The 19,132-nt window shown below is 33.0% G+C and carries 20 protein-coding genes and 2 tRNA genes; 10 read left to right on the top strand and 12 right to left on the bottom strand.

Annotation, left to right across the window (positions count from 1 at the left end):
- Positions 1-8 precede the first annotated feature (8 nt).
- The gene (locus MST30_RS00325) at positions 9-557 is read right to left on the bottom strand and encodes a DUF922 domain-containing protein (RefSeq protein ID WP_243472423.1); all 549 of its coding nucleotides are present in this window, start codon (positions 555-557) and stop codon (positions 9-11) included.
- Positions 558-647: 90 nt separating this feature from the next.
- Here MST30_RS00325 and MST30_RS00320 point away from each other — a divergent pair, with 90 nt between their 5' ends.
- Positions 648-1,787 (top strand): lycopene cyclase family protein, encoded by a 1,140-nt coding sequence (locus tag MST30_RS00320; protein ID WP_243472422.1) that lies wholly within the window; start codon positions 648-650, stop codon positions 1,785-1,787.
- Here MST30_RS00320 and MST30_RS00315 read toward each other — a convergent pair.
- Entirely contained in the window at positions 1,784-2,023 is a 240-nt protein-coding gene (locus MST30_RS00315) for a hypothetical protein (RefSeq protein WP_243472421.1), read from the bottom strand. The two genes, MST30_RS00320 and MST30_RS00315, sit on opposite strands and share 4 nt — an antisense overlap.
- Entirely contained in the window at positions 2,016-2,471 is a 456-nt protein-coding gene (locus MST30_RS00310; protein WP_243472420.1) for an SRPBCC family protein, read from the bottom strand. Before MST30_RS00310 ends, MST30_RS00315 begins: the two co-directional genes overlap by 8 nt.
- A gap of 236 nt (positions 2,472-2,707) precedes the next feature.
- Between MST30_RS00310 and MST30_RS00305 the strand changes: the two genes are divergently transcribed.
- The 7 genes from MST30_RS00305 to MST30_RS00275 all read left to right on the top strand — a co-directional run bounded on the left by MST30_RS00305 (position 2,708) and on the right by MST30_RS00275 (position 11,767).
- Entirely contained in the window at positions 2,708-4,654 is a 1,947-nt protein-coding gene (locus MST30_RS00305; protein ID WP_243472419.1) for a peptidylprolyl isomerase, read from the top strand.
- Positions 4,655-4,660: 6 nt separating this feature from the next.
- On the top strand, positions 4,661-5,512 hold the full coding sequence (locus tag MST30_RS00300; protein WP_243472418.1) for a peptidyl-prolyl cis-trans isomerase: 852 nt from the start codon (positions 4,661-4,663) through the stop codon (positions 5,510-5,512).
- The gene (locus MST30_RS00295; RefSeq protein ID WP_243472417.1) at positions 5,475-6,917 is read left to right on the top strand and encodes a peptidylprolyl isomerase; all 1,443 of its coding nucleotides are present in this window, start codon (positions 5,475-5,477) and stop codon (positions 6,915-6,917) included. Before MST30_RS00300 ends, MST30_RS00295 begins: the two co-directional genes overlap by 38 nt.
- 3 nt (positions 6,918-6,920) lie before the next feature.
- Positions 6,921-7,874: an AAA family ATPase gene (locus MST30_RS00290; RefSeq protein WP_243472416.1), complete on the top strand. Its 954-nt coding sequence runs from the start codon at positions 6,921-6,923 to the stop codon at positions 7,872-7,874.
- Positions 7,875-8,124: 250 nt separating this feature from the next.
- Positions 8,125-10,392 (top strand): aconitate hydratase, encoded by a 2,268-nt coding sequence (locus MST30_RS00285; protein ID WP_243472415.1) that lies wholly within the window; start codon positions 8,125-8,127, stop codon positions 10,390-10,392.
- A 128-nt stretch (positions 10,393-10,520) separates the two neighbouring features.
- Positions 10,521-11,192 (top strand): Crp/Fnr family transcriptional regulator, encoded by a 672-nt coding sequence (locus tag MST30_RS00280; protein WP_243472414.1) that lies wholly within the window; start codon positions 10,521-10,523, stop codon positions 11,190-11,192.
- An 11-nt stretch (positions 11,193-11,203) separates the two neighbouring features.
- Positions 11,204-11,767 (top strand): TlpA family protein disulfide reductase, encoded by a 564-nt coding sequence (locus MST30_RS00275; protein WP_243472413.1) that lies wholly within the window; start codon positions 11,204-11,206, stop codon positions 11,765-11,767.
- A gap of 1 nt (position 11,768) precedes the next feature.
- Here the strand turns inward: MST30_RS00275 and MST30_RS00270 are convergent, their stop codons facing one another.
- The 6 genes from MST30_RS00270 to MST30_RS00245 form a co-directional block, all read right to left on the bottom strand.
- The gene (locus tag MST30_RS00270) at positions 11,769-12,215 is read right to left on the bottom strand and encodes a sterol desaturase family protein (protein ID WP_243472412.1); all 447 of its coding nucleotides are present in this window, start codon (positions 12,213-12,215) and stop codon (positions 11,769-11,771) included.
- 17 nt (positions 12,216-12,232) lie between these two features.
- Positions 12,233-13,072 carry a phytoene/squalene synthase family protein gene (locus MST30_RS00265; protein WP_243472411.1) on the bottom strand — a complete coding sequence of 280 codons (840 nt, stop codon included), beginning with the start codon at positions 13,070-13,072 and terminating at the stop codon, positions 12,233-12,235.
- A 23-nt stretch (positions 13,073-13,095) separates the two neighbouring features.
- Complete coding sequence (locus tag MST30_RS00260; RefSeq protein ID WP_243472410.1) at positions 13,096-14,556, bottom strand: bifunctional phytoene desaturase/3,4-desaturase; 1,461 nt, start codon at positions 14,554-14,556, stop codon at positions 13,096-13,098.
- Complete coding sequence (locus MST30_RS00255) at positions 14,556-15,458, bottom strand: MerR family transcriptional regulator (protein WP_243472409.1); 903 nt, start codon at positions 15,456-15,458, stop codon at positions 14,556-14,558. The genes MST30_RS00260 and MST30_RS00255 overlap by 1 nt, the downstream gene beginning before the upstream one ends.
- Before the next feature lie 143 nt (positions 15,459-15,601).
- Positions 15,602-15,686: transfer RNA gene (locus MST30_RS00250), tRNA-Leu, on the bottom strand.
- A 52-nt stretch (positions 15,687-15,738) separates the two neighbouring features.
- Positions 15,739-15,811, bottom strand: a tRNA-Lys gene (locus tag MST30_RS00245).
- Between the two features lie 136 nt (positions 15,812-15,947).
- On the opposite strand from MST30_RS00245, the gene MST30_RS00240 reads away from it, so the two are divergent.
- A complete protein-coding gene (locus MST30_RS00240; RefSeq protein ID WP_243472408.1) occupies positions 15,948-16,469 on the top strand; it encodes a shikimate kinase in 522 nt (173 codons plus the stop codon).
- Here the strand turns inward: MST30_RS00240 and MST30_RS00235 are convergent.
- Genes MST30_RS00235 through MST30_RS00225 form a run of 3 tightly spaced genes read right to left on the bottom strand, consistent with a single transcriptional unit; the run spans position 16,461 to position 17,943 of the window.
- Entirely contained in the window at positions 16,461-16,964 is a 504-nt protein-coding gene (locus MST30_RS00235; protein WP_243472407.1) for a phosphoribosyltransferase family protein, read from the bottom strand. The two genes, MST30_RS00240 and MST30_RS00235, sit on opposite strands and share 9 nt — an antisense overlap.
- Positions 16,965-16,997: 33 nt before the next feature.
- Entirely contained in the window at positions 16,998-17,588 is a 591-nt protein-coding gene (locus MST30_RS00230; protein ID WP_243472406.1) for a methyltransferase, read from the bottom strand.
- Entirely contained in the window at positions 17,575-17,943 is a 369-nt protein-coding gene (locus MST30_RS00225; RefSeq protein ID WP_243472405.1) for an Hsp15 family ribosome-associated heat shock protein, read from the bottom strand. Before MST30_RS00225 ends, MST30_RS00230 begins: the two co-directional genes overlap by 14 nt.
- A 135-nt stretch (positions 17,944-18,078) precedes the next feature.
- Between MST30_RS00225 and MST30_RS00220 the strand changes: the two genes are divergently transcribed.
- Positions 18,079-19,116 (top strand): beta-barrel assembly machine lipoprotein BamM, encoded by a 1,038-nt coding sequence (locus MST30_RS00220; protein ID WP_243472404.1) that lies wholly within the window; start codon positions 18,079-18,081, stop codon positions 19,114-19,116.
- Positions 19,117-19,132 lie beyond the last annotated feature (16 nt).

Here is a 19,132-nt window from a genome sequence, read left to right as displayed (position 1 = left end):
GACTTTTTTTATAAATGCATTTCTATTTCAGCATTAATTTTTTTAATCCATTCATCGTTTTCTGCCACAAGTTGACCATGTTGAGTTTCTGAATCGTATTGCTTTTGTGTTTCTCTACATTTTGCCCATAGATTTTGATAAATGTCAAAATACGAATCAAAGTTTGCGTTTTTATTGGCAATTAGTTTTTTGAACTCTTTATTGATTTTTAAAGCATACAAACCTGCTATATCAAAATGCAACTGCTCATGTTTTAATAAATAATCACTTTCTCTATAGACCCAAGAGTGATTGGTGTAAAAATTTGCAACAACATGAAGACTTTCAAAATTCTGAATGTTATTATTGGCATCTACATTTACTTCAGTTGGGAAAATATCTATTTTATAAGATGTTTGCGCATAAGCAAGAATGTTAGTATTTGGGGAACCTTTAAAATCTACCCAATTTAATTTTACATCTTTAGTCCATGGAATTATGGTTTTTGTTGATAAACTGTCTTGAGCTAAGCTAAATTGCAATGTAAAAAGAATGAGAAAATATAGAGTTGACTTCATAAATTTTGATTAAAAAAGCACTTCAAGGTAATTAAACTTTGCAAACATAAGTTTAATTACCCTTATCTTCGCTAGAGTTTAATTTTATTAATGACAAACTACGATTATATCATTTTAGGTGCTGGAGCTTCAGGTCTTATGCTTGCGTATCGTATGGCTTCGGATCCTTTTTTTGATGATAAATCGATTTTAATCATTGATAAAGAGAAGGAAAAAGGTAATGATAGAACCTGGTGTTTTTGGGAAAATGGTAAAGGAGAATGGGATGATATACTTACCAAAACTTGGTCTAAAATTTACTTTGGAAGCGATACGCATAAAGAGGTAATAGATATTTCCCCATATCAATACAAAATGATACGAAGTGAAGATTTTTACAATTCACTTCAACAAAAGATTGAAAGTAAAACCAATATAACATTCCTCAATGAAGAGGTTGTTAGTTTTACTGAGCAGAAGTTTAATGTTCAGGTCATAACCAAGAACGGAAGTTATGTAGCTGCTAAACTATTTAATAGTATTCATAAAGCTGAGCTTTATCAATTTCAAAAGAAGTATCCTGTTTTACAACAGCATTTTGTCGGTTGGTTTGTAAAAGCGGAAGAGGCTGTTTTCGATGATTCTAAGGCAACCTTTATGGATTTTACCGTGCCTCAAAACGGAAACACACGTTTTATGTATGTCTTGCCAATAAATAAAAAAACGGCACTTTTTGAATACACCTTATTTTCTAAAGAGTTGCTTCAACTAAATGAATATGAGGATGCTATAGCTGTTTATCTAAAGCAAAAAGGGATTAGCGATTTTAAGATAATAGAAAAAGAAAAAGGGGCTATACCGATGACAGCTTTTAAGTTTTCTGAATTTAATTCAAAACACATACTCAATATTGGTACAGCAGGTGGCTGGACAAAAGCGAGTACAGGTTACACTTTTAGAAATACAACAAAAAAAACCAAAACACTAGTTGAGTTTTTAAAGACCGAAAATGATTTAAACAAGTATCATAAAAAATCAAAGTTTTGGTTTTATGATTTAATTTTTCTAGATGTTTTAGCAAACAATAATGAAGAAGGAGCAGTGCTATTTGCATCCATGTTCAAAAAAGCAGATGTTAAAACTATTTTTAAGTTTTTAGATGAAGAATCTACCTTGCTTGAAGATTTAAAAATAATCTTATCTGTACCGCCAAAACGATTTATTCAATCGTTTTTAAAGCGCCTGTTTTAATTTTCAGAATAGACTTGTCCTCTATGTGGTTTTAGAGCATCTCTCAAAGTTTTCATTTCTGGTTCATCAACCACTAAAAAAGCGATGCTATGCATGTCTCCAAAAGTTTCAACGCCAGTAATGCTAATGTCAAGTTTATTTATGGTAATATACTCTTTAAGGTGAATTAAATGGTGTTCGGCAGTTTTTTGGCTTGCAGGACCTCTAAAGTCCCAAATCAATTTTATTTTACGCATTAGAAACAGATATGCCTTTTTCGGCAAAGTTTTTAAAGTTAGTCATGTATTTTTTTGTCTGTTTCTTAAAGGCGCCAGGCATTAAAAACAACATGGCATTCATCATAAATGTTGTGGGTTGAAATTCGTTTTTGCTAACCCATTTGGTATGTCCTTCGGGAGTGCTTTCAAAATAATTTTGTTGAATATTCCTAACTCCTTTCGTAGTATATGTAGCATGAAACTCGTTTGGAAAGTCTTGCTTTGTTATAGTTTCAATTAACTCCATTTTACGTTTGCCAAAGTTGTATTTCAGTTTCATTTTAGCACCAAACTCACCTGGAATACCAGAAATGTGCTCTGCACTTAGTAGACCTTCTTGCCAATGTTTCATGTTCTCAGTGGAGTGCATTTTATTGACTACCTCTTGTAAAGGTTTTTCTATTATGATTTCGGTTGTATATTTCATCTAGAATTTCACAATAATTTTAAAGGTATACAAAAGCTGTAATACTAAGTTTAATTTATCGACGTTTCAACCTATTTACAAGTTGTAATCACCTTTTTGGATCTAGTTGGAATTAATAAATTAACATGATGCTATAACTTGTAGAATAAGTGATTTATGTTATTTTTGCTCAACCTCTAAATTGAGGTGTTTGCACAACATAAATGTGAAGATCTAACGAAGAAAACTTTATGAATATGAAACCTAGATTTAAAATTTTGCTTTTAGTTTTACTAGCATTAAATGTATCGTTTGCTCAAGAAAAAGATGAAGTGTTGCTAACGGTTGATGATGAGCCAATAATGACTTCAGAATTTCTAAGGGTTTACAATAAAAATCTAGATTTAGTAAAAGACGAAAGTCAAAAAGATTTTGATGGCTATTTAAAACTATTCACTGAGTATCAGTTAAAACTAAAAGAGGCTAAGCGCCTTAAGCTAGATGAGGACACCAAATACCAACGAGAGTTTTTAAGATACAAGAAACAGTTAACAAAAAATTACCTCTCTGAAAACAAGGTGACTGATGCATTAGTTAAAGAAGCATACGAGCGCAACAGCTTTGATGTAAATGCATCTCATGTATTAGTGCGTTTAGATGGCAATGCAAAGGATACGATAGAGGCTTACAATCAGGTTTTAAAGTTGAGGGAGCGTGTACTTAAAGAAGGGTTTGATACTGTAAAAGCAGATGTGCATAATGGGCAAACTATCTTTTTGGAAGACTTAGGATATTTTTCTGCATTTAAAATGGTGTACGATTTTGAAACGGCAGCTTACAACACACCAAAAGGCGAAATTTCTATGCCTTTTAGAACACAGTTTGGTTATCATGTGGTGAAGGTTAACGATAAGCGTCCATCTAGAGGAACCATTACTGCAGCTCATATTATGATAGCGTTACAGCAAAAAGATTCGCTTTTAAATCCAGAAGAACGCATCAATGATATTTATAAAAAATTGCAGCAAGGAGAGAAGTTTGAGTCTTTGGCAAAGCAATTTTCTGATGATAAGAGCTCGGCAAGAAATGGTGGAAAATTATCATCTTTTAAGAGCGGTCAGTTAAGTTCAACGATTTTTGAAGACCATGCATTTGCTTTGAAAAATGATGGTGATATTAGTCAGCCTTTTAAATCAGAATATGGTTGGCATATCGTAAAGCGCATAAGCCTTGAGCCAATACAGTCTTTTGAAGAATTAAAACCAACTATAGAATCTAAGGTAAAAAGAGATTCTAGATCTCAACTTATTAACGAAGCTATGGTTGATGAATTAAAAAAGCGTTATGAGATTTCATATAATTCAGAAGCTAAAAAATATTTTACACCACTTTTAGATAACAATTACTTTACGCGTTCTTGGAGATTACCAGAAGACTTTGATAAAGACAAAATTGTTTTCACTATAGGCAATCGCTCATTTACTTACGGAGAGTTTGGTCATCACCTTATGTCTGCTCAGCGTAACTATGCAAATAAAAAAGGTGATTTTTCCGTTATCGTAGATAATGAGTTTGATAAGTTTTTTGAGAATTCTATCCTTCAATACAGAGAAGATAATCTAGAACTAGAAAATGAGGATTTTGCTAATATTTTAAAAGAATATAGAGACGGTTTGTTGTTGTTTGATTTGATGGAAAAAGAAATTTGGAATAAAGCATCTAAAGATACTGTTGGTTTAGAAGCATTTTATCAAAAGCATAAAGCAAAGTACCAATGGAGTGACCGTGTAGATGTAGTAATAGCAACTTCTGCAAATGAGGATTATGCCAAAAAGGCTTTAAAAATGATGAAAAAAGGAAAATCTGAAGAAGAGATAAAGAAAGCCTTAGATACAGACAGTCAAAAAAACATCATTTTTACTAAAGGTGTTTTTAATACTAATGATCCCAAACTTCCAGCTAATCTTAAGATAGAACAAGGTGTATCTGAAATATATTCACACAACGATGCGTTTCATGTTATAGACGTTAAGTCTGTATTGCCAGCAGGAAACAAAACTTTAGAAGAGGCTAAAGGTAATGTGATAAATGATTACCAAACCGAGATTGAAGCTAATTGGATTAACAGTCTACACAAGCGTTTTAAGGTTGAGCTTAATGAGAAAGCGCTTGAGAAGGTAAAAACTAAAATTAAAAATCAATAAATTTTCTTGAAGAAGACGTTCTTTATACTGGTTGTTTGTTTGGGGTGTTTCAGCTGTGATTTTTTTAAAAAAACAGATGACAGAGAGCCTATAGCAAGAGTTAATGAAACGTATTTATACAAAGAAGATGTTGAGGGCTTAGTACCAGAAGGAACAAGCAAAGAAGATAGCTTGGTTATAGTAAATGGTTATATAAATAGATGGGCACGCCAATTACTGCTCATGGATGGAGCATTACTAAACCTATCTCAAGAAAAGCAAGAAGAGTTTTCTAAACTGGTAGAGCAGTACAAAAGTGATTTGTATACCAAAGCCTATTTAGAAGCCTTGGTAAAAAAGAATATTGATACAATAGTTAATACAGATGAGGCTGAAGTATTTTATGAAGCCAATAAAGAATCTTTCAAGCTTAATGATGATTTATTACAGTTACGATATATAAGTTTACCACTTAATCCCATAGATTTAGATACTATAAAAAATAGATTTAAACGTTATGAGGCTAAGGATAAGCGCTATTTAGATTCCATTTCAGTACAATTTAAATCGTATTCTCTTAATGATTCTCTTTGGGTAAAATTAAGTCAGGTTGTAGATAAAGTTCCTGTGGTAACTCAAGAAAGTAAAGACCAACTGTTAAAAAAATCTAATTTCTTACAGCTCAAAGATTCAATAAACCTATATTTGATGCATGTTAATGACATTCGTTTGCAGAATGATTATGCACCATTAGAGTATGTCGGCAAATCGATAAAACAAATTGTAATTAATAAGCGTAAACTAGAGCTTATTAAACAACTAGAAAAAGATATTTCAAAAGATGCAATTAAGAACAATAAATTTCAAATCTATAACTAAGACTTTAAGTCTTTGTTGTTTTCTGTATGTTGGTACCATTGGTGCTCAAGAGATTATTCAAGATGAAGTTGTAAAAGAAAAAGCAAAAGACTCTGTGGTTAATGCCACCAGAGTTAAAGCCGATGGTGTAGCTGCTGTTGTTGGAGACTATATTGTATTAGAGTCCGATTTAGACCGTGAGATTGCTCAGCTAGAAGCGCAAGGAGCAGACTTAAGTGGCGTTTCGCGCTGCGAACTTTTTGGTAGCCTTTTAGAGAAAAAGTTATATGCGCACCAGGCTATTCAAGATAGTATTATTGTAAATGAGTTGTATATTAAATCTCTTGTAGACCAACAAATACAAGGTATAATGGCACAAACCAGAGGCGACATGCAAGGTTTGTTGAATTTCTATAAAAAGGATTCTGAACAAGCTTTAAGAGATGAAATGTATGAGATAAATAAAAATGCTTACCTCGCTCAGGAAATGCAGAAAAAAGTAATTGACGATGTTGAAGTTACTCCAGAAGAGGTGAGAACCTTCTTTAATGACATACCAAAAGACGAAAGACCAACGTTTGGAACAGAACTAAAGGTTGCCCAAATTGTTGTAATACCAGAAGTTACAGAAGAAGCTAAACAAGCAGTAATTGATAGACTTAATGGGTTTAAGAAAGATGTAGAAAGCGGGTCATCTAAGTTTGCCACTAAGGCTCTATTTTATTCAGAAGATTCTGGTTCTAAGAACAATGGAGGTTTATTGCCAACCATGAACAGAAAGAAACCTAGAATGGTAAAAGAGTTTAGAGATGTTGCCTTTAATCTTCAAGAGGGTGAAATATCAGAGCCATTTGAAACAGATTTTGGTTTTCATATCATATACCTTGAAAAAATTAGAGGTCAAGAGTATGAAGTAAGACATATTTTATTGCGACCAGAATTATCTCAAGAGACCATTCAAAAAGCAAAAGAGGAAATTGAAAGAGTTAGAGATTTAATTGTTAGTGGCAAAACAACTTTTGCTGAAGCCGCAAGAGAGTTTAGTGATGAAGAAGAAACAAAGTATGAAGGAGGTAAATTAACAAATCCTACAACACAAGATTTCAATTTTGAGTTGACCAAAATGGATACGGAGATGTATACACAAATACAAAATCTTAAAGATGGTGAGGTGAGTCAAGTTATTCAAGATGAAGACAGAATAAACAATATTAAGTTTAAGATAATGACTGTAACAGATCGTATTGACGACCATGAAGCCGACTATGCTAGAGATTATTTAAAGATTAAAGAATTAGCACTTCAAGATAAGCAAGTAAGAGCCATAGAAAAATGGCAAAAAGAGGTAATCGCAGAGACCTATGTAAAGATAAATGGCGAATACAGAAATTGCGAATACCAGAGTAATTGGTTAAAAACACAATAGCCTATGTCTGATGTTGCTGTAATCGAAAACTTCGTAAACAAATACAAAACACTAAAGCAAGAAATAGCTAAGGTGATTATTGGTCAGGAAGATGTTGTAGACCAAATCTTAATTTCAATTTTTTCAGGTGGACATTCACTTTTAATAGGTGTACCAGGTTTAGCAAAAACCTTAATGGTAAATACAATTGCGCAAGCACTTGGCTTAGATTTTAAGCGCATTCAGTTTACACCAGATTTAATGCCTAGTGATATTTTAGGAAGTGAAATTTTAGATGAAGATCGTCACTTTAAATTTATAAAAGGTCCAATCTTCGCTAACATCATCCTCGCTGACGAGATTAACAGAACACCACCAAAAACTCAGGCTGCGCTCCTAGAAGCTATGCAAGAGAGAGCTGTAACTGTAGCAGGTCATCAATACAAGTTGAGTTTGCCTTACTTTGTGTTAGCAACACAAAACCCCATAGAACAAGAGGGAACTTATCCTTTACCAGAAGCACAGTTAGACCGTTTTATGTTTGCAATACGACTACAATACCCATCTTTTAAAGAAGAAGTTGAGGTTGTAAAAGCAACAACTACAGATATTCAAACTTCAGTTAATGCATTATTTTCAGCTCAAGAAATTATTGATTTTCAGAATGTGATACGTCGTATTCCTGTTGCAGATAATGTTATTGAGTATGCGGTTTCTTTGGTAGCTAAAACAAGACCAAATGAACAAACTGCCGCAGATATAGTAAAAGAGTTTGTAGATTGGGGAGCTGGTCCACGTGCCTCACAAAATTTAATTTTAGCAGCTAAAACTCATGCTGCTACAAAAGGAAAATTTTCACCAGATATTGAAGATATCCAAGCAGTTGCAATAGGTATTTTAAGACACAGAATTATTAAAAACTACAAAGCTGAAGCAGAAGGTGTAAGCGATGAGAAAATCATTGAAAGCCTTTTTTAATACCTTTTATTGTTCAAATTCTTTTTTAACTTTTAAAATTCAGAATTATTCTAAATAAGTCTAATTGTTAATTTTATATGTAAATGGCAATTAATGCGTTAATTTTTAGAATAATATATGTAAAAAAAGACTTTACGTGATTTATTTTCAGTGTTTTGCTGATTTCTTTACATATTTTCAAAAATCACTACTATTTTGTAAATTTGTGACACTTTAATTTAAAATAATTATCAACCTTTAAATATACTTTATGGCTTTTGACATTGATATGATAAAGAAGGTTTATGCTAACATGACTGAGCGCGTAGATGCAGCCAGAGATATTGTTGGAAAACCATTAACACTTTCAGAAAAAATATTATACGCTCATCTTTGGGATGGTAAACCTACAAAAGCGTTTACTAGAGGTAAGGATTATGTAGATTTTGCACCAGATAGAGTTGCTTGTCAAGATGCAACAGCACAGATGGCATTACTTCAGTTTATGCAAGCTGGTAAACCAAAAGTCGCTGTGCCAACCACTGTACACTGTGACCATTTAATTCAGGCAAAAGATGGTGCTGCTAGAGATTTAAAACATGCAAATAGTACTAGTAGCGAAGTGTTTAATTTCTTAGAATCAGTATCTAATAAATATGGTATTGGCTTCTGGAAACCAGGTGCAGGTATTATTCACCAGGTGGTATTAGAAAATTATGCATTTCCAGGTGGAATGATGATTGGTACCGATTCGCATACGGTTAACGCAGGCGGACTAGGAATGGTAGCTATTGGAGTTGGTGGAGCAGATGCCGTAGACGTAATGGCCGGAATGGCTTGGGAACTTAAATTTCCAAAATTGATTGGTGTAAGATTAACCGGAAAATTATCTGGATGGACAGCACCAAAAGATGTTATTCTAAAAGTAGCTGAAATTTTAACCGTAAAAGGTGGTACAGGTGCTATTGTTGAATATTTTGGACCTGGAGCAACATCGATGTCTTGTACTGGTAAAGGTACAATTTGTAACATGGGTGCTGAGATAGGAGCGACAACGTCTACGTTTGGATATGATGATTCAATGGAGCGTTACCTAAGAGCTACAGATAGAGAAGATGTAGCAGATGAAGCTAACAAAATTAGAGAATACCTTACTGCAGATGCTGAGGTTTATGCTAACCCTGAGCAGTATTTTGATCAAGTGATTGATATTGACTTGTCTGAATTAAGTCCGTTATTGAATGGTCCTTTTACGCCAGATTTATCAACACCTGCTGGTAAAGAAATGACAGAAAAGGCAACAGAAAATGATTGGCCTTTGGAGGTAGAATGGGGACTTATCGGTTCTTGTACTAACTCTTCATACGAAGATTTATCTAGAGCATCTTCTATAGCACAACAAGCTTTAGATAAAGGCTTAAAAACAAAAGCTGAGTTTGGTATCAATCCAGGTTCTGAGCAAGTACGTTATACAGCTGATAGAGATGGAATACTAGAAGTTTTTGAAAAATTAGACGCTAAGATATTTACTAATGCTTGTGGTCCTTGTATTGGGCAATGGGCTAGATATAGTGATCCAAAAAATGCACCTAAAAACAGTATAGTTCACTCGTTTAACAGAAACTTTGCTAAGCGTGCTGACGGGAATCCAAATACACATGCCTTTGTAGCATCACCAGAGATGGTAGCTGCTGTAGCTATTGCTGGTCGATTAGATTTCAATCCAATGACTGATAAGTTAATTAACGAGAATGGTGAAGAGGTAATGCTAGATGAACCAACAGGATGGGAATTACCACCAAAAGGTTTCGAAGTAAAAGAAAATGGATATTTAGAGCCAGTTGCTGATGGAAGTGGAGTAGAGGTTACTGTAAAGCCAGATTCTGAGAGATTACAATTATTAACACCATTTGAGCCTATTGGAGATTCTGTTACTGGTGCTAAATTGTTAATTAAGGCTTTTGGAAAATGTACTACAGACCATATTTCTATGGCTGGCCCTTGGTTACGTTTTAGAGGGCATTTAGATAACATTGCAAACAATACTTTAATTGGTGCTGTAAACGCCTTTAACAAGAAAACTAACTTTGTTAAAAACCAACTAACTGGTGAGTATGGTGGTGTGCCAGACACTCAGAGAGATTATAAAAAACATGGTATATGGTCTGTTGTTGTAGGAGATCATAACTATGGTGAAGGATCTTCTAGAGAGCATGCAGCTATGCAGCCTAGACACTTAGGTGTTGCAGCTGTAATTGTAAAATCTTTTGCTCGTATCCACGAGACAAACCTTAAAAAACAAGGTATGTTAGGTCTTACTTTTGCTAACGAAGCAGATTACGATTTAATTCAAGAAGATGATACATTTAACTTCTTAGATTTAAATGAGTTTGCACCAGATAAGCAACTACATGTTGAGGTTGTGCACTCAGATGGTTCTAAAGATGTTATTGCTTTAAACCATACATATAATGATGCACAAATTGAATGGTATAAAGAAGGTTCTGCACTTAATTTAATTAAGAAGCAAAATGCTTAAATAGCTAACTCTTTTGGAAATAGATAAAAACTCTCGGTTGTTAACTGAGAGTTTTTTTGTTTTTACTTTGAAAGGTATAGATAGATTTAACGACTTTTATTTTAACTCAATTAAATCTTTCTTTAGTCATGAATTCTATCTGGATACTTGAAGATGTGAATTTATTTAATTTGCTCTGCCCTCATAAGTTTAAACAGTATAAAGCGTGCCATACATTTGATGCTTATAAAAAAAGTGATTATATATATTTTGAAGAAGATGCTGCCAACAAGGTGTATTTAATAGAAAAAGGTAAAGTTAAGATAGGTTATTACAATGAGGATGGTACAGAAGTGGTTAAAGCAATTTTAAGAAAGGGAGAGTTGTTTGGAGAGAAAGCGATTTTAGGTGAAGAGAAGCGTGATGAATTTGCTCAATCTCTAGATAATCAAACCTCTATTTGTCCAGTTGGAGTAGATACAATGCATGATTTGATGAGAGATAACAAAACCTTTAGTCTGAGAATTTATAAGTTTATAGGTTTTAAGTTTAAAAAATTAGAACGTCGACTGCAGCTATTACTTTTTAAGGATTCTAAAACCAGACTATTAGAGTTTTTGAATGAGTTGTGTACAGATTATGGTTACGATTGTGAAAAAACAGGAGATCATGTTATTGATCATCCGTATACCCAAAAAGATATCGCATCACTAATAGGTGTTTCTCGTCCTACACTGAATATTTTAATGAACGAGCTAAAAGAAGCAGATGTCATTGATTTCAACCGTCGACAAATTAGGATTTTCAGTACTTCGGCTTAATTTTGTAATTGATGAAAAGAAAACTCAACAAAAGCAATATTGTTTTTTTAATAATAATATTGCTACTTATTATTCCACAGACAAGACAGCCTATACAGATATGGCTACATAAAGGATTAAGCTATATAAATCAATCAACTTTAATTGATAATGATGAAAGAGTGAAAATTACATATAGTAATTGGAAGCTGCAGTCAGATAATAATACAATTCTAGATTTTGAGTCTGCCAAAGGTGAAGTTGTACTCATTAACTTTTGGGCAACTTGGTGTCCACCTTGTATTGCAGAAATGCCAAGCCTTCAAGAGTTGTATAAAGATTATAATGATAAAGTGAAATTTTTGTTTGTGACTAATGACAATTTTGATGTTGTTAGTAGTTTTAAAATAAAAAAGGACTATACGTTCGAGGTTTATAATCCTATTAACAACGTTCCACATGCATTATTTACCAAATCTATTCCTCGAACTTTTATAATTAATAAAAAAGGTGAAATTGTTATAGATGAATCTGGTGCAGTAGATTGGAATAGTGATAATGTTCGCAGTCAATTAGATCAACTACTCTCAGAATAGACTATTTAAAGTATTTAAACGGAACAATGAGCATTCCAAAATTTTCACCATGCTCTTTGCCTAAGTGTTTGTGGTGAATTTTATGAGCACGTCTTACACCTCTTGCGTATTTATTGTCAATATTTCTTAACCATTTAAAACGTTGGTGAATAAAAATGTCGTGTACTACAAAGTAAGCGATACCATAAAATAATATGCCCAAACCTATGGGTAAGGTGTACCAAACGCCTTCGTAATTCCAAAGGTAGAAGCAGATCATACTTACAATAGCATAAAAAATAAAAAATGCGTCATTGCGCTCAAACCAGCTGTCGTGGTCTTTTTGGTGATGGTCTTTGTGTAAACTCCAAAGAAATCCATGCATAATATATTTATGGGTAAACCAAGCGTTAAACTCCATAATGAAGAATGTTCCAAAAAAGATTAAGATCCAATAAAAAGTTTGCATAATACTTTGGTTGTGAGTTATAATAAATTTAAATGAAATTTCACGTAACTGCGCGTAAGTAGCTCAATCTTTTTGTAATTAGGTACTCTAATTCTAGCCGATTTTATCTCTAAAGCAGGTGTCTGTTTTAATTTTTGAAGTAGTTTGTTGTAATAGCGATAAGCCATAAACACTCCAAAACGTGCTTCAAGAGGTAGACGTTTTATGCCCTGTAAACCTTTTGCGAAATCAGCTTCAATATCATCAATAATTGCTTTTTTTGAAGCTTCATCTAATTGATTTAAGTCTGTGTTAGGGAAATAGGTTCGACTCAAATCTTCAAAATCAGCTTTTAAGTCTCTTAGAAAATTTACTTTCTGAAAAGCGGAACCCAAACTCATGGCTGAGTCTTTAAGATCTTCATACTTTTCATTATCTCCTTTTACAAAAACTTTCAGACACATTAATCCTACAACATCAGCAGAGCCGTAGATGTAGTTTTTGTATTCTTCTTCGGTGAGATAGTCTTTTTTGTATAAGTCTAATCGCATGCTGTTCATAAAGGCTTCAACCAAATGCTTATCTATATTGTATTTGTGATAAGTGTCCTGAAAAGAGTTAAGGATTGGATTCAAGCTTATTCTATCCTGTAATGCAGCTTCTAAATCAGTTTCAAAATTGTTGAATAGCTTTTCTTTGTCGTAATCGTGAAACGTGTCTACAATCTCATCTGCAAAACGAACAAAACCATAAATATTGTAAATATCTTGTCTAATGCTATCTGAAAGCATCTTTGTTGCCATAGAAAATGACGTACTGTAAGCATTAGTTACTAACTTGCTACATTCTCTGGAAACACTGTCAAAAATTGATTTCATAATACGGTCTTTTTTCTATGCGATTAAACTTCGTTTTTAAGGATGAGATCAGAAACTAATTTTCCTGAAATTAAAGATGGAGGTACACCTGGACCAGGAACTGTTAATTGCCCTGTAAAGTATAATCCATCTACTTTTTTGCTTTTTAATTTTGGTCTTAAAAAAGCAGTCTGTCTTAAGGTATTTGCCATGCCATAGGCATTTCCTTTGTATGAATTGTATTCACTTATAAAATCGTTAACACAAAATGATTCTTTAAACAGAATACTGTCTTTTACATCTTGATATGTTAAGTTTTCAAAGCGATTTATGATGATATCAAAATATTGTTGTCTTAGTTCTGGTGTGTCCTCTAAACCTGGAGCGATAGGAATAAGAAAAAAACCTGTTTCACATCCTTCAGGCGCCATACTCTCATCCGTTACTGAAGGAAAGTTTACGTAAAACAGTGGGTTTTTAGGCCATTTTGGGTCATCATATATATCTTCTGCATGGTTTTCAAAATCTGTGTCAAAAAACAAATTATGATGTTCTATGTTTTTTAATTTTTTGTTGAAACCAACGTAAAATAGAAGAGAAGAAGGAGCAAAAGTGCGTTTGTCCCAATATGCTTCTGAGTATTGTCTATAGTTTTTATCTAATAAAGTTTCGGAATGATGATAATCTGCTCCACTCAAAACAACATTAGTGACTATCAAATTACCATTTACTGTGATACCTGTGGTTTTTCCGTTTTCGACATTAATTTTTTCAACATTACTATTGGTGTAAATTTTAACTCCTAAACTTTTCGCAAGACTTTCCATGGCTTTAATAATTTCATACATGCCGCCTTTTGGGTGCCATGTGCCTAAACCAAAGTCTGCGAAATTCATAAAGCTATAAAACGAAGGAGTTTGGTTGGGTTTAGCTCCTAAGAATAGTACAGGGAACTCTAAAGTGGAAACGAGTTTAGGATTTTTAAAGTTTTTTCTAACTTCAGAACTTATGGTTTTGAAAAAGCGATCAACTCTTGTAACTGTATCCTTAGTTACTAACTCAAATGGAGAAATGCCAGGTTTTAAGACTACTTTGTTAATTGCAATATCATAGTGGTCTTGGGCTTGAGCTATAAATTTACGGAGTGGTTTTGAGCTACCAGATTCTATGCGTTCAAATTCTTCGCAGATCTGATCCATGTGGTCACCAATCGTAATCACTTCATCAGAAAAGAAAATCTTATAAGCAGGACTTAATTTATCTAATTCATAATAATCACTAGTGCTTTTGTTAAAGTCATTAAAGAACTTTTCAAAGATATCTGGCATCCAATACCAACTAGGGCCAATATCAAAAGTAAAACCATCCTTAATGAGCTGTCTGGCTCTGCCACCCACACTATCGTTTTTTTCAAAAACAGATACATCATAACCAGCTTTTGCTAAGTAGCAAGCAGCAGAAAGAGAAGAAAAGCCTGAGCCAATTATGGATATTGTTTTACTCATTATTTGAGGTTACTTGTTAAGGATTTAATGCTTTTAAATGCTGATACGCCTTTAGGCAATTTTTCTATATCTAAGGCGTTCAGCATTTGACCTAAAATCCAAAGTTTTGTGTTTGAATCTTTAATTAATAATTGGTTAAAGTCTTCAATATATTTTTCGATGTCATCTTTTTCTGGTTTAACCGTAAAATAAGAGACGTAAATAAGCTCATCATAGTAATTTTTTAGATCAACCAAACTTTCAAGAGGAACGCTTAATCCCAGAAATATAGATTTATATCCCTTGCTAATTATTTGGTGATTTATAAATAATAGCCCTAACTCATGAATTTCATTTTCAGGTAAATAAAGGACAAATGTTTTATTAGAAATATTCTTTTGCTCAGACTGAGCTTTTTCTGTGTTGATTAAAATTTTTTGACGTATTAATGAGGACAGAAAATGCTCATGTGCTGGTGTAATAGTATCTGTTTGCCACAACAATCCTATCTCTGTTAAAAGTGGAATAAAAATATCATAGAATATATCTTCAAAATCTTTTTCATTTAGTAGAGCGTTGTATGTCTTGTAAAATAGAGCCTGATCAAAGTTTAGCATTGATAGTTTGAAAGCATTGATGGCGTGACTTTCCATATTGTTTTCTGAAGCAATCTCTCTAACTAACGTTGGTATTTTACTTTTTTCTATCGTGGCAATTTTAGAAATTTTGTAGCCATTATTATTCAAATAGCTAACATTTAATAATTTCTGAAAGCTAGCTAAGTCATAATATCGTATATTGGTATCAGTACGCTTAGGTTGTAATAAATTATAGCGTTTCTCCCATATTCTTATAGTGTGAGCTTTAATTCCAGTCAGGTTTTCTAAATCCTTAATACTAAACTGATCCTTAATATTGTTCATTGTTTTTTAAAAAAGTTTAAACAAAAATAAGCTTTTAACCAATAGTAAAAGCAGAATTAACAAAATTTAAATAAAAAATTGTTGTTAATAACCCTGAAATGGAGAAATAGAAAGAATATATTTAGGAAAATCGAAAGTAATTGTGCGCACGAGAAGACTCGAACTTCCACGACCTAAGCGGTCACTGGCCCCTCAAGCCAGCGCGTCTACCAATTCCGCCACGTGCGCAAAATGAAAAGTAAATATAAAAAAAAAGTTAAGCAATAACGCTTAACTTTTGTGACCGGGCTGGGGCTCGAACCCAGGACCCTCTCCTTAAAAGGGAGATGCTCTACCAACTGAGCTACCCGGTCTAACATTAAATGTGCTTCTCTAATGCGGGTGCAAATATATAATGTTTAATTAATAAAACAACACTTTTTTTATTTAAATTTTTGTTTTTTTGTGATGCACTAGCTTAGTTAATTAAAAATCAAAAAAATACGTCTTATGATAGTTGCTTTAATGGGATATATGGGGTCTGGTAAATCTACAATTGGTAAGAATTTGGCTACCATGTTGAATTACAATTTCTTAGACTTAGACGACTATATTTCTAATGAAGAAAATGCTCCAATTCCTGATTTATTTAAAAATAAAGGGGAGATCTACTTTAGAAAAAAAGAGACATACTATCTCAATAAAATTCTATATTCAAAAGACAATATTGTTTTAGCTTTGGGTGGCGGTACACCTTGTTATGGTAATAATATAGACCTACTTCTTAATGAGTCTAGTGTGAGATTGTTCTACTTAAAATTATCACTTCCGAATTTAGTAGAACGTTTATTTAAAGAAAAAAATAGCAGGCCTTTAATTAGTCATTTAAAAACTAAGGAAGACCTTACTGAGTTTATAGGTAAGCACCTGTTTGAACGTACTCAATATTACAATCAGGCTTCTTGTATTATTAACACAGATTATAAATCTGAGAAAGATATTGTTGAAGATATTTTAATGGCTTTAATCTAGATAAGCTTCGTAAGGTTGTTTGGATAGGTTGACATGTACATGTTCAAAAAGCGAAGTTGATAAAGAAATACCTTTAAAATCTGCTTTTACAGGATACTTTTTGTGGTTTCGATTAACCAATACCGCAGTTTTAAACTGTTTTAAAGGCACATCTAAAAAATGTTTGATACCATAAATTAAAGTACTGCCAGAGTTTAAAACGTCATCAATTAAAACAATAGACTTATTAGAGTAGTCCTCACTTTTTATTGACGTTTTAATTGGCTTAGTTGGTTCATCTTTATCAACTGTAACTTTGCAAAGTGTAGAGCTTATATCAGAAATCTTATCGAGTTGTGATTTAATTTTTTTAGCCAACACATATCCATTACTCTCAATACCAGCTATTATAATTTCAGTTTCATTTACGTTGCTTTCATAAATCTGATAAGCAATACGTCTTATTTTGTGCTCAATCTCTTTATGACTTAAAATGGTATTTTTAGTAAGTGCCATGGTGTGTGGTTTTGTTTTAATAAGTAAATTAAATTAAAGTCGTTCAAAGATAAAAAACAGTTCTTTACCTTGTCTTTCTTTGATAGAATTTGTTGCGCGTTGCAGTGTTTTAATTTTAAAGTATTTACTGAAGATAGCATTATATTCTTCTACACTTCCGCCAAAAGGTGGCCCAGATTCGGTTAATGGAAAATCGAAAAGCAAGCCAGCTAGTTTTCCATTAGGTTTTAATAGCTGAAACATTTTTTCTACATATTGCTTTCTCAAATCAGGATTTAATGCGCAGAAAAAAGTTTGCTCAATGATGAGGTCGTACTTTTGGTTAAGCTCAAAAAAATCGTCATGTAGCAGTTGTTCATCAGGAAAGCTCTCAACCCTTTTTTTTAAATTTTCTAGAGGTTGTTTGGCAATATCTAAAACAAAAGTATTTGCAAACCCTTTGTTCCATAACAATTCGGCTTCAAAACTATTGCCAGCACCTGGTATTAAAATAGAAGTCGATTTGTCTTTTAATTGTTCAATATATTCTTTTATCGGTGGTGATGCATATCCAATATTCCATCCGGTTTTATTCTCCTTATACCTATGATCCCAATAGGCTTTGTCAAATTTATTCTTCTTCATAAAAACTATCTATATCTCGTCTGTCTTTTTTAGTTGGTCGTCCTGTTCCTTTTTTACGGTAGTAATCTTTGCTATATTTCAAGAGTTCTTTGGCCTCAAAAGCTTCTTTTGGGGTCGTATCTGTTCTGTATATGTCCACAAGCTTTGCACCAACGCGATTAGGAGGTAGATCGTTAACCGTAAGCTGATAGGTAATCTGATCCTTTCTTAATTCTATTTTGTCGGTTGGGTAAATCTCTCTAGATGGCTTTGCTACAGCACCATTTATCTTTATTTGACCTTTTTTGCAAGCTTGGGTTGCTATACTACGTGTTTTGTAATAGCGCACACACCAAAGATATTTATCTATTCGCATATATTTTTTAACTAAAATCTACGTTAACCTTTTGGCATAAAAATATTAATTTAATGTATCTTGCGCCACATATTAAAGCAATAATGAACACTTGATAAGATTTGTGGTTAATCTTGTCAAAATAATAATTAGAATATGAAATCAATAAAGTTTATAGTTTATTTAGTATTTGTATCGGTTGTTGTAATTTCTTGTAAAGATGATGATGTTACTGTGCCGGATGTGGAAATTAGAGATAGAGGAGAGCAACAATTAGCGGATAGTGATTCGCTTATCGATTACCTGTCTACACATTATTACAATTCAGATTTTTTTCTGACAGGTATAAATCATAAGTATTCAGATATCATTATTACAGAACTGGCAGAAGGTGAGGATGTCCCTACAGGTCATACTTTACTTTTAGATGCTGTAGAAACGCATACAACGACTTATGAAGAAGAAGACTATGAATATTATGTTTTAAGATTGAATCAAGGAGGTGGCGATTCACCAAGATTTACTGACCAAGTTAGGGTAAATTATGAAGGGTCTTTAGTAGAGACAGGAGAGGTTTTTGATGGTGTTGTTACTCCTGTAGACCTTTTAATGCAAGGTGTTGGTTTTTCGGGAGGTGTTATAAGAGGTTGGCAATTAATCTTATCGCAGTTTTCAACATCTAGCGACTTTACATTGAATAATGGTATTGTAGAGTATAATGATTATGGTTTAGGGATGATGTTTTTACCTTCAGGATTGGCATATTTTTCAGGAACAGCCTCTGGAACTTTACCGGCTTACTCTAATCTAATTTTTAAGTTTGAGTTGTTGCAGTATAATGAAGTAGATCATGATGGTGATGGTATACCTTCTTACATAGAAGATATAGATGCTAACTTAGATGTTTTAGACGATGATACAGACGAAGATTTTGCTCCAAATTATGTTGATTTAGATGACGATGGAGATGGTGTTAATACTTTTGATGAATTAATGTCCAATACATATACAGTTGACACAAATATTAATGAAGAAGAGCCTGTCTTAGATGAAGGTGAATATGAGGTGAGTAGATCAGAAACGGCAGGTATCATTACAATTAATACTGTAAAGGTTGTAGATTCTGATAACAATGGTACACCAGATTATTTACAAGAAGATATCGCCATTAATTATAATGAAGAAAGCGAGTAGTAGAACTACAAATAAA

The sequence above is a fragment of the Winogradskyella sp. MH6 genome, from assembly GCF_022810765.1.
Taxonomy (GTDB): domain Bacteria; phylum Bacteroidota; class Bacteroidia; order Flavobacteriales; family Flavobacteriaceae; genus Winogradskyella.
Note: the sequence above shows the minus strand (reverse complement) of the source record. Positions and strands in the feature narration are given on the sequence as shown.

Bases quoted from the DNA above. Each gene is read 5' to 3' on its own strand.
- MST30_RS00325 (WP_243472423.1), bottom strand. From the start codon at position 557: ATGAAGTCAACTCTATATTTTCTCATTCTTTTTACATTGCAATTTAGC.
- MST30_RS00320 (WP_243472422.1), top strand. From the start codon at position 648: ATGACAAACTACGATTATATCATTTTAGGTGCTGGAGCTTCAGGTCTT.
- MST30_RS00315 (WP_243472421.1), bottom strand. From the start codon at position 2,023: ATGCGTAAAATAAAATTGATTTGGGACTTTAGAGGTCCTGCAAGCCAA.
- MST30_RS00310 (WP_243472420.1), bottom strand. From the start codon at position 2,471: ATGAAATATACAACCGAAATCATAATAGAAAAACCTTTACAAGAGGTA.
- MST30_RS00305 (WP_243472419.1), top strand. From the start codon at position 2,708: ATGAAACCTAGATTTAAAATTTTGCTTTTAGTTTTACTAGCATTAAAT.
- MST30_RS00295 (WP_243472417.1), top strand. From the start codon at position 5,475: ATGCAATTAAGAACAATAAATTTCAAATCTATAACTAAGACTTTAAGT.
- MST30_RS00290 (WP_243472416.1), top strand. From the start codon at position 6,921: ATGTCTGATGTTGCTGTAATCGAAAACTTCGTAAACAAATACAAAACA.
- MST30_RS00285 (WP_243472415.1), top strand. From the start codon at position 8,125: ATGGCTTTTGACATTGATATGATAAAGAAGGTTTATGCTAACATGACT.
- MST30_RS00280 (WP_243472414.1), top strand. From the start codon at position 10,521: ATGAATTCTATCTGGATACTTGAAGATGTGAATTTATTTAATTTGCTC.
- MST30_RS00275 (WP_243472413.1), top strand. From the start codon at position 11,204: ATGAAAAGAAAACTCAACAAAAGCAATATTGTTTTTTTAATAATAATA.
- MST30_RS00270 (WP_243472412.1), bottom strand. From the start codon at position 12,215: ATGCAAACTTTTTATTGGATCTTAATCTTTTTTGGAACATTCTTCATT.
- MST30_RS00265 (WP_243472411.1), bottom strand. From the start codon at position 13,072: ATGAAATCAATTTTTGACAGTGTTTCCAGAGAATGTAGCAAGTTAGTA.
- MST30_RS00260 (WP_243472410.1), bottom strand. From the start codon at position 14,556: ATGAGTAAAACAATATCCATAATTGGCTCAGGCTTTTCTTCTCTTTCT.
- MST30_RS00255 (WP_243472409.1), bottom strand. From the start codon at position 15,458: ATGAACAATATTAAGGATCAGTTTAGTATTAAGGATTTAGAAAACCTG.
- MST30_RS00240 (WP_243472408.1), top strand. From the start codon at position 15,948: ATGATAGTTGCTTTAATGGGATATATGGGGTCTGGTAAATCTACAATT.
- MST30_RS00235 (WP_243472407.1), bottom strand. From the start codon at position 16,964: ATGGCACTTACTAAAAATACCATTTTAAGTCATAAAGAGATTGAGCAC.
- MST30_RS00230 (WP_243472406.1), bottom strand. From the start codon at position 17,588: ATGAAGAAGAATAAATTTGACAAAGCCTATTGGGATCATAGGTATAAG.
- MST30_RS00225 (WP_243472405.1), bottom strand. From the start codon at position 17,943: ATGCGAATAGATAAATATCTTTGGTGTGTGCGCTATTACAAAACACGT.
- MST30_RS00220 (WP_243472404.1), top strand. From the start codon at position 18,079: ATGAAATCAATAAAGTTTATAGTTTATTTAGTATTTGTATCGGTTGTT.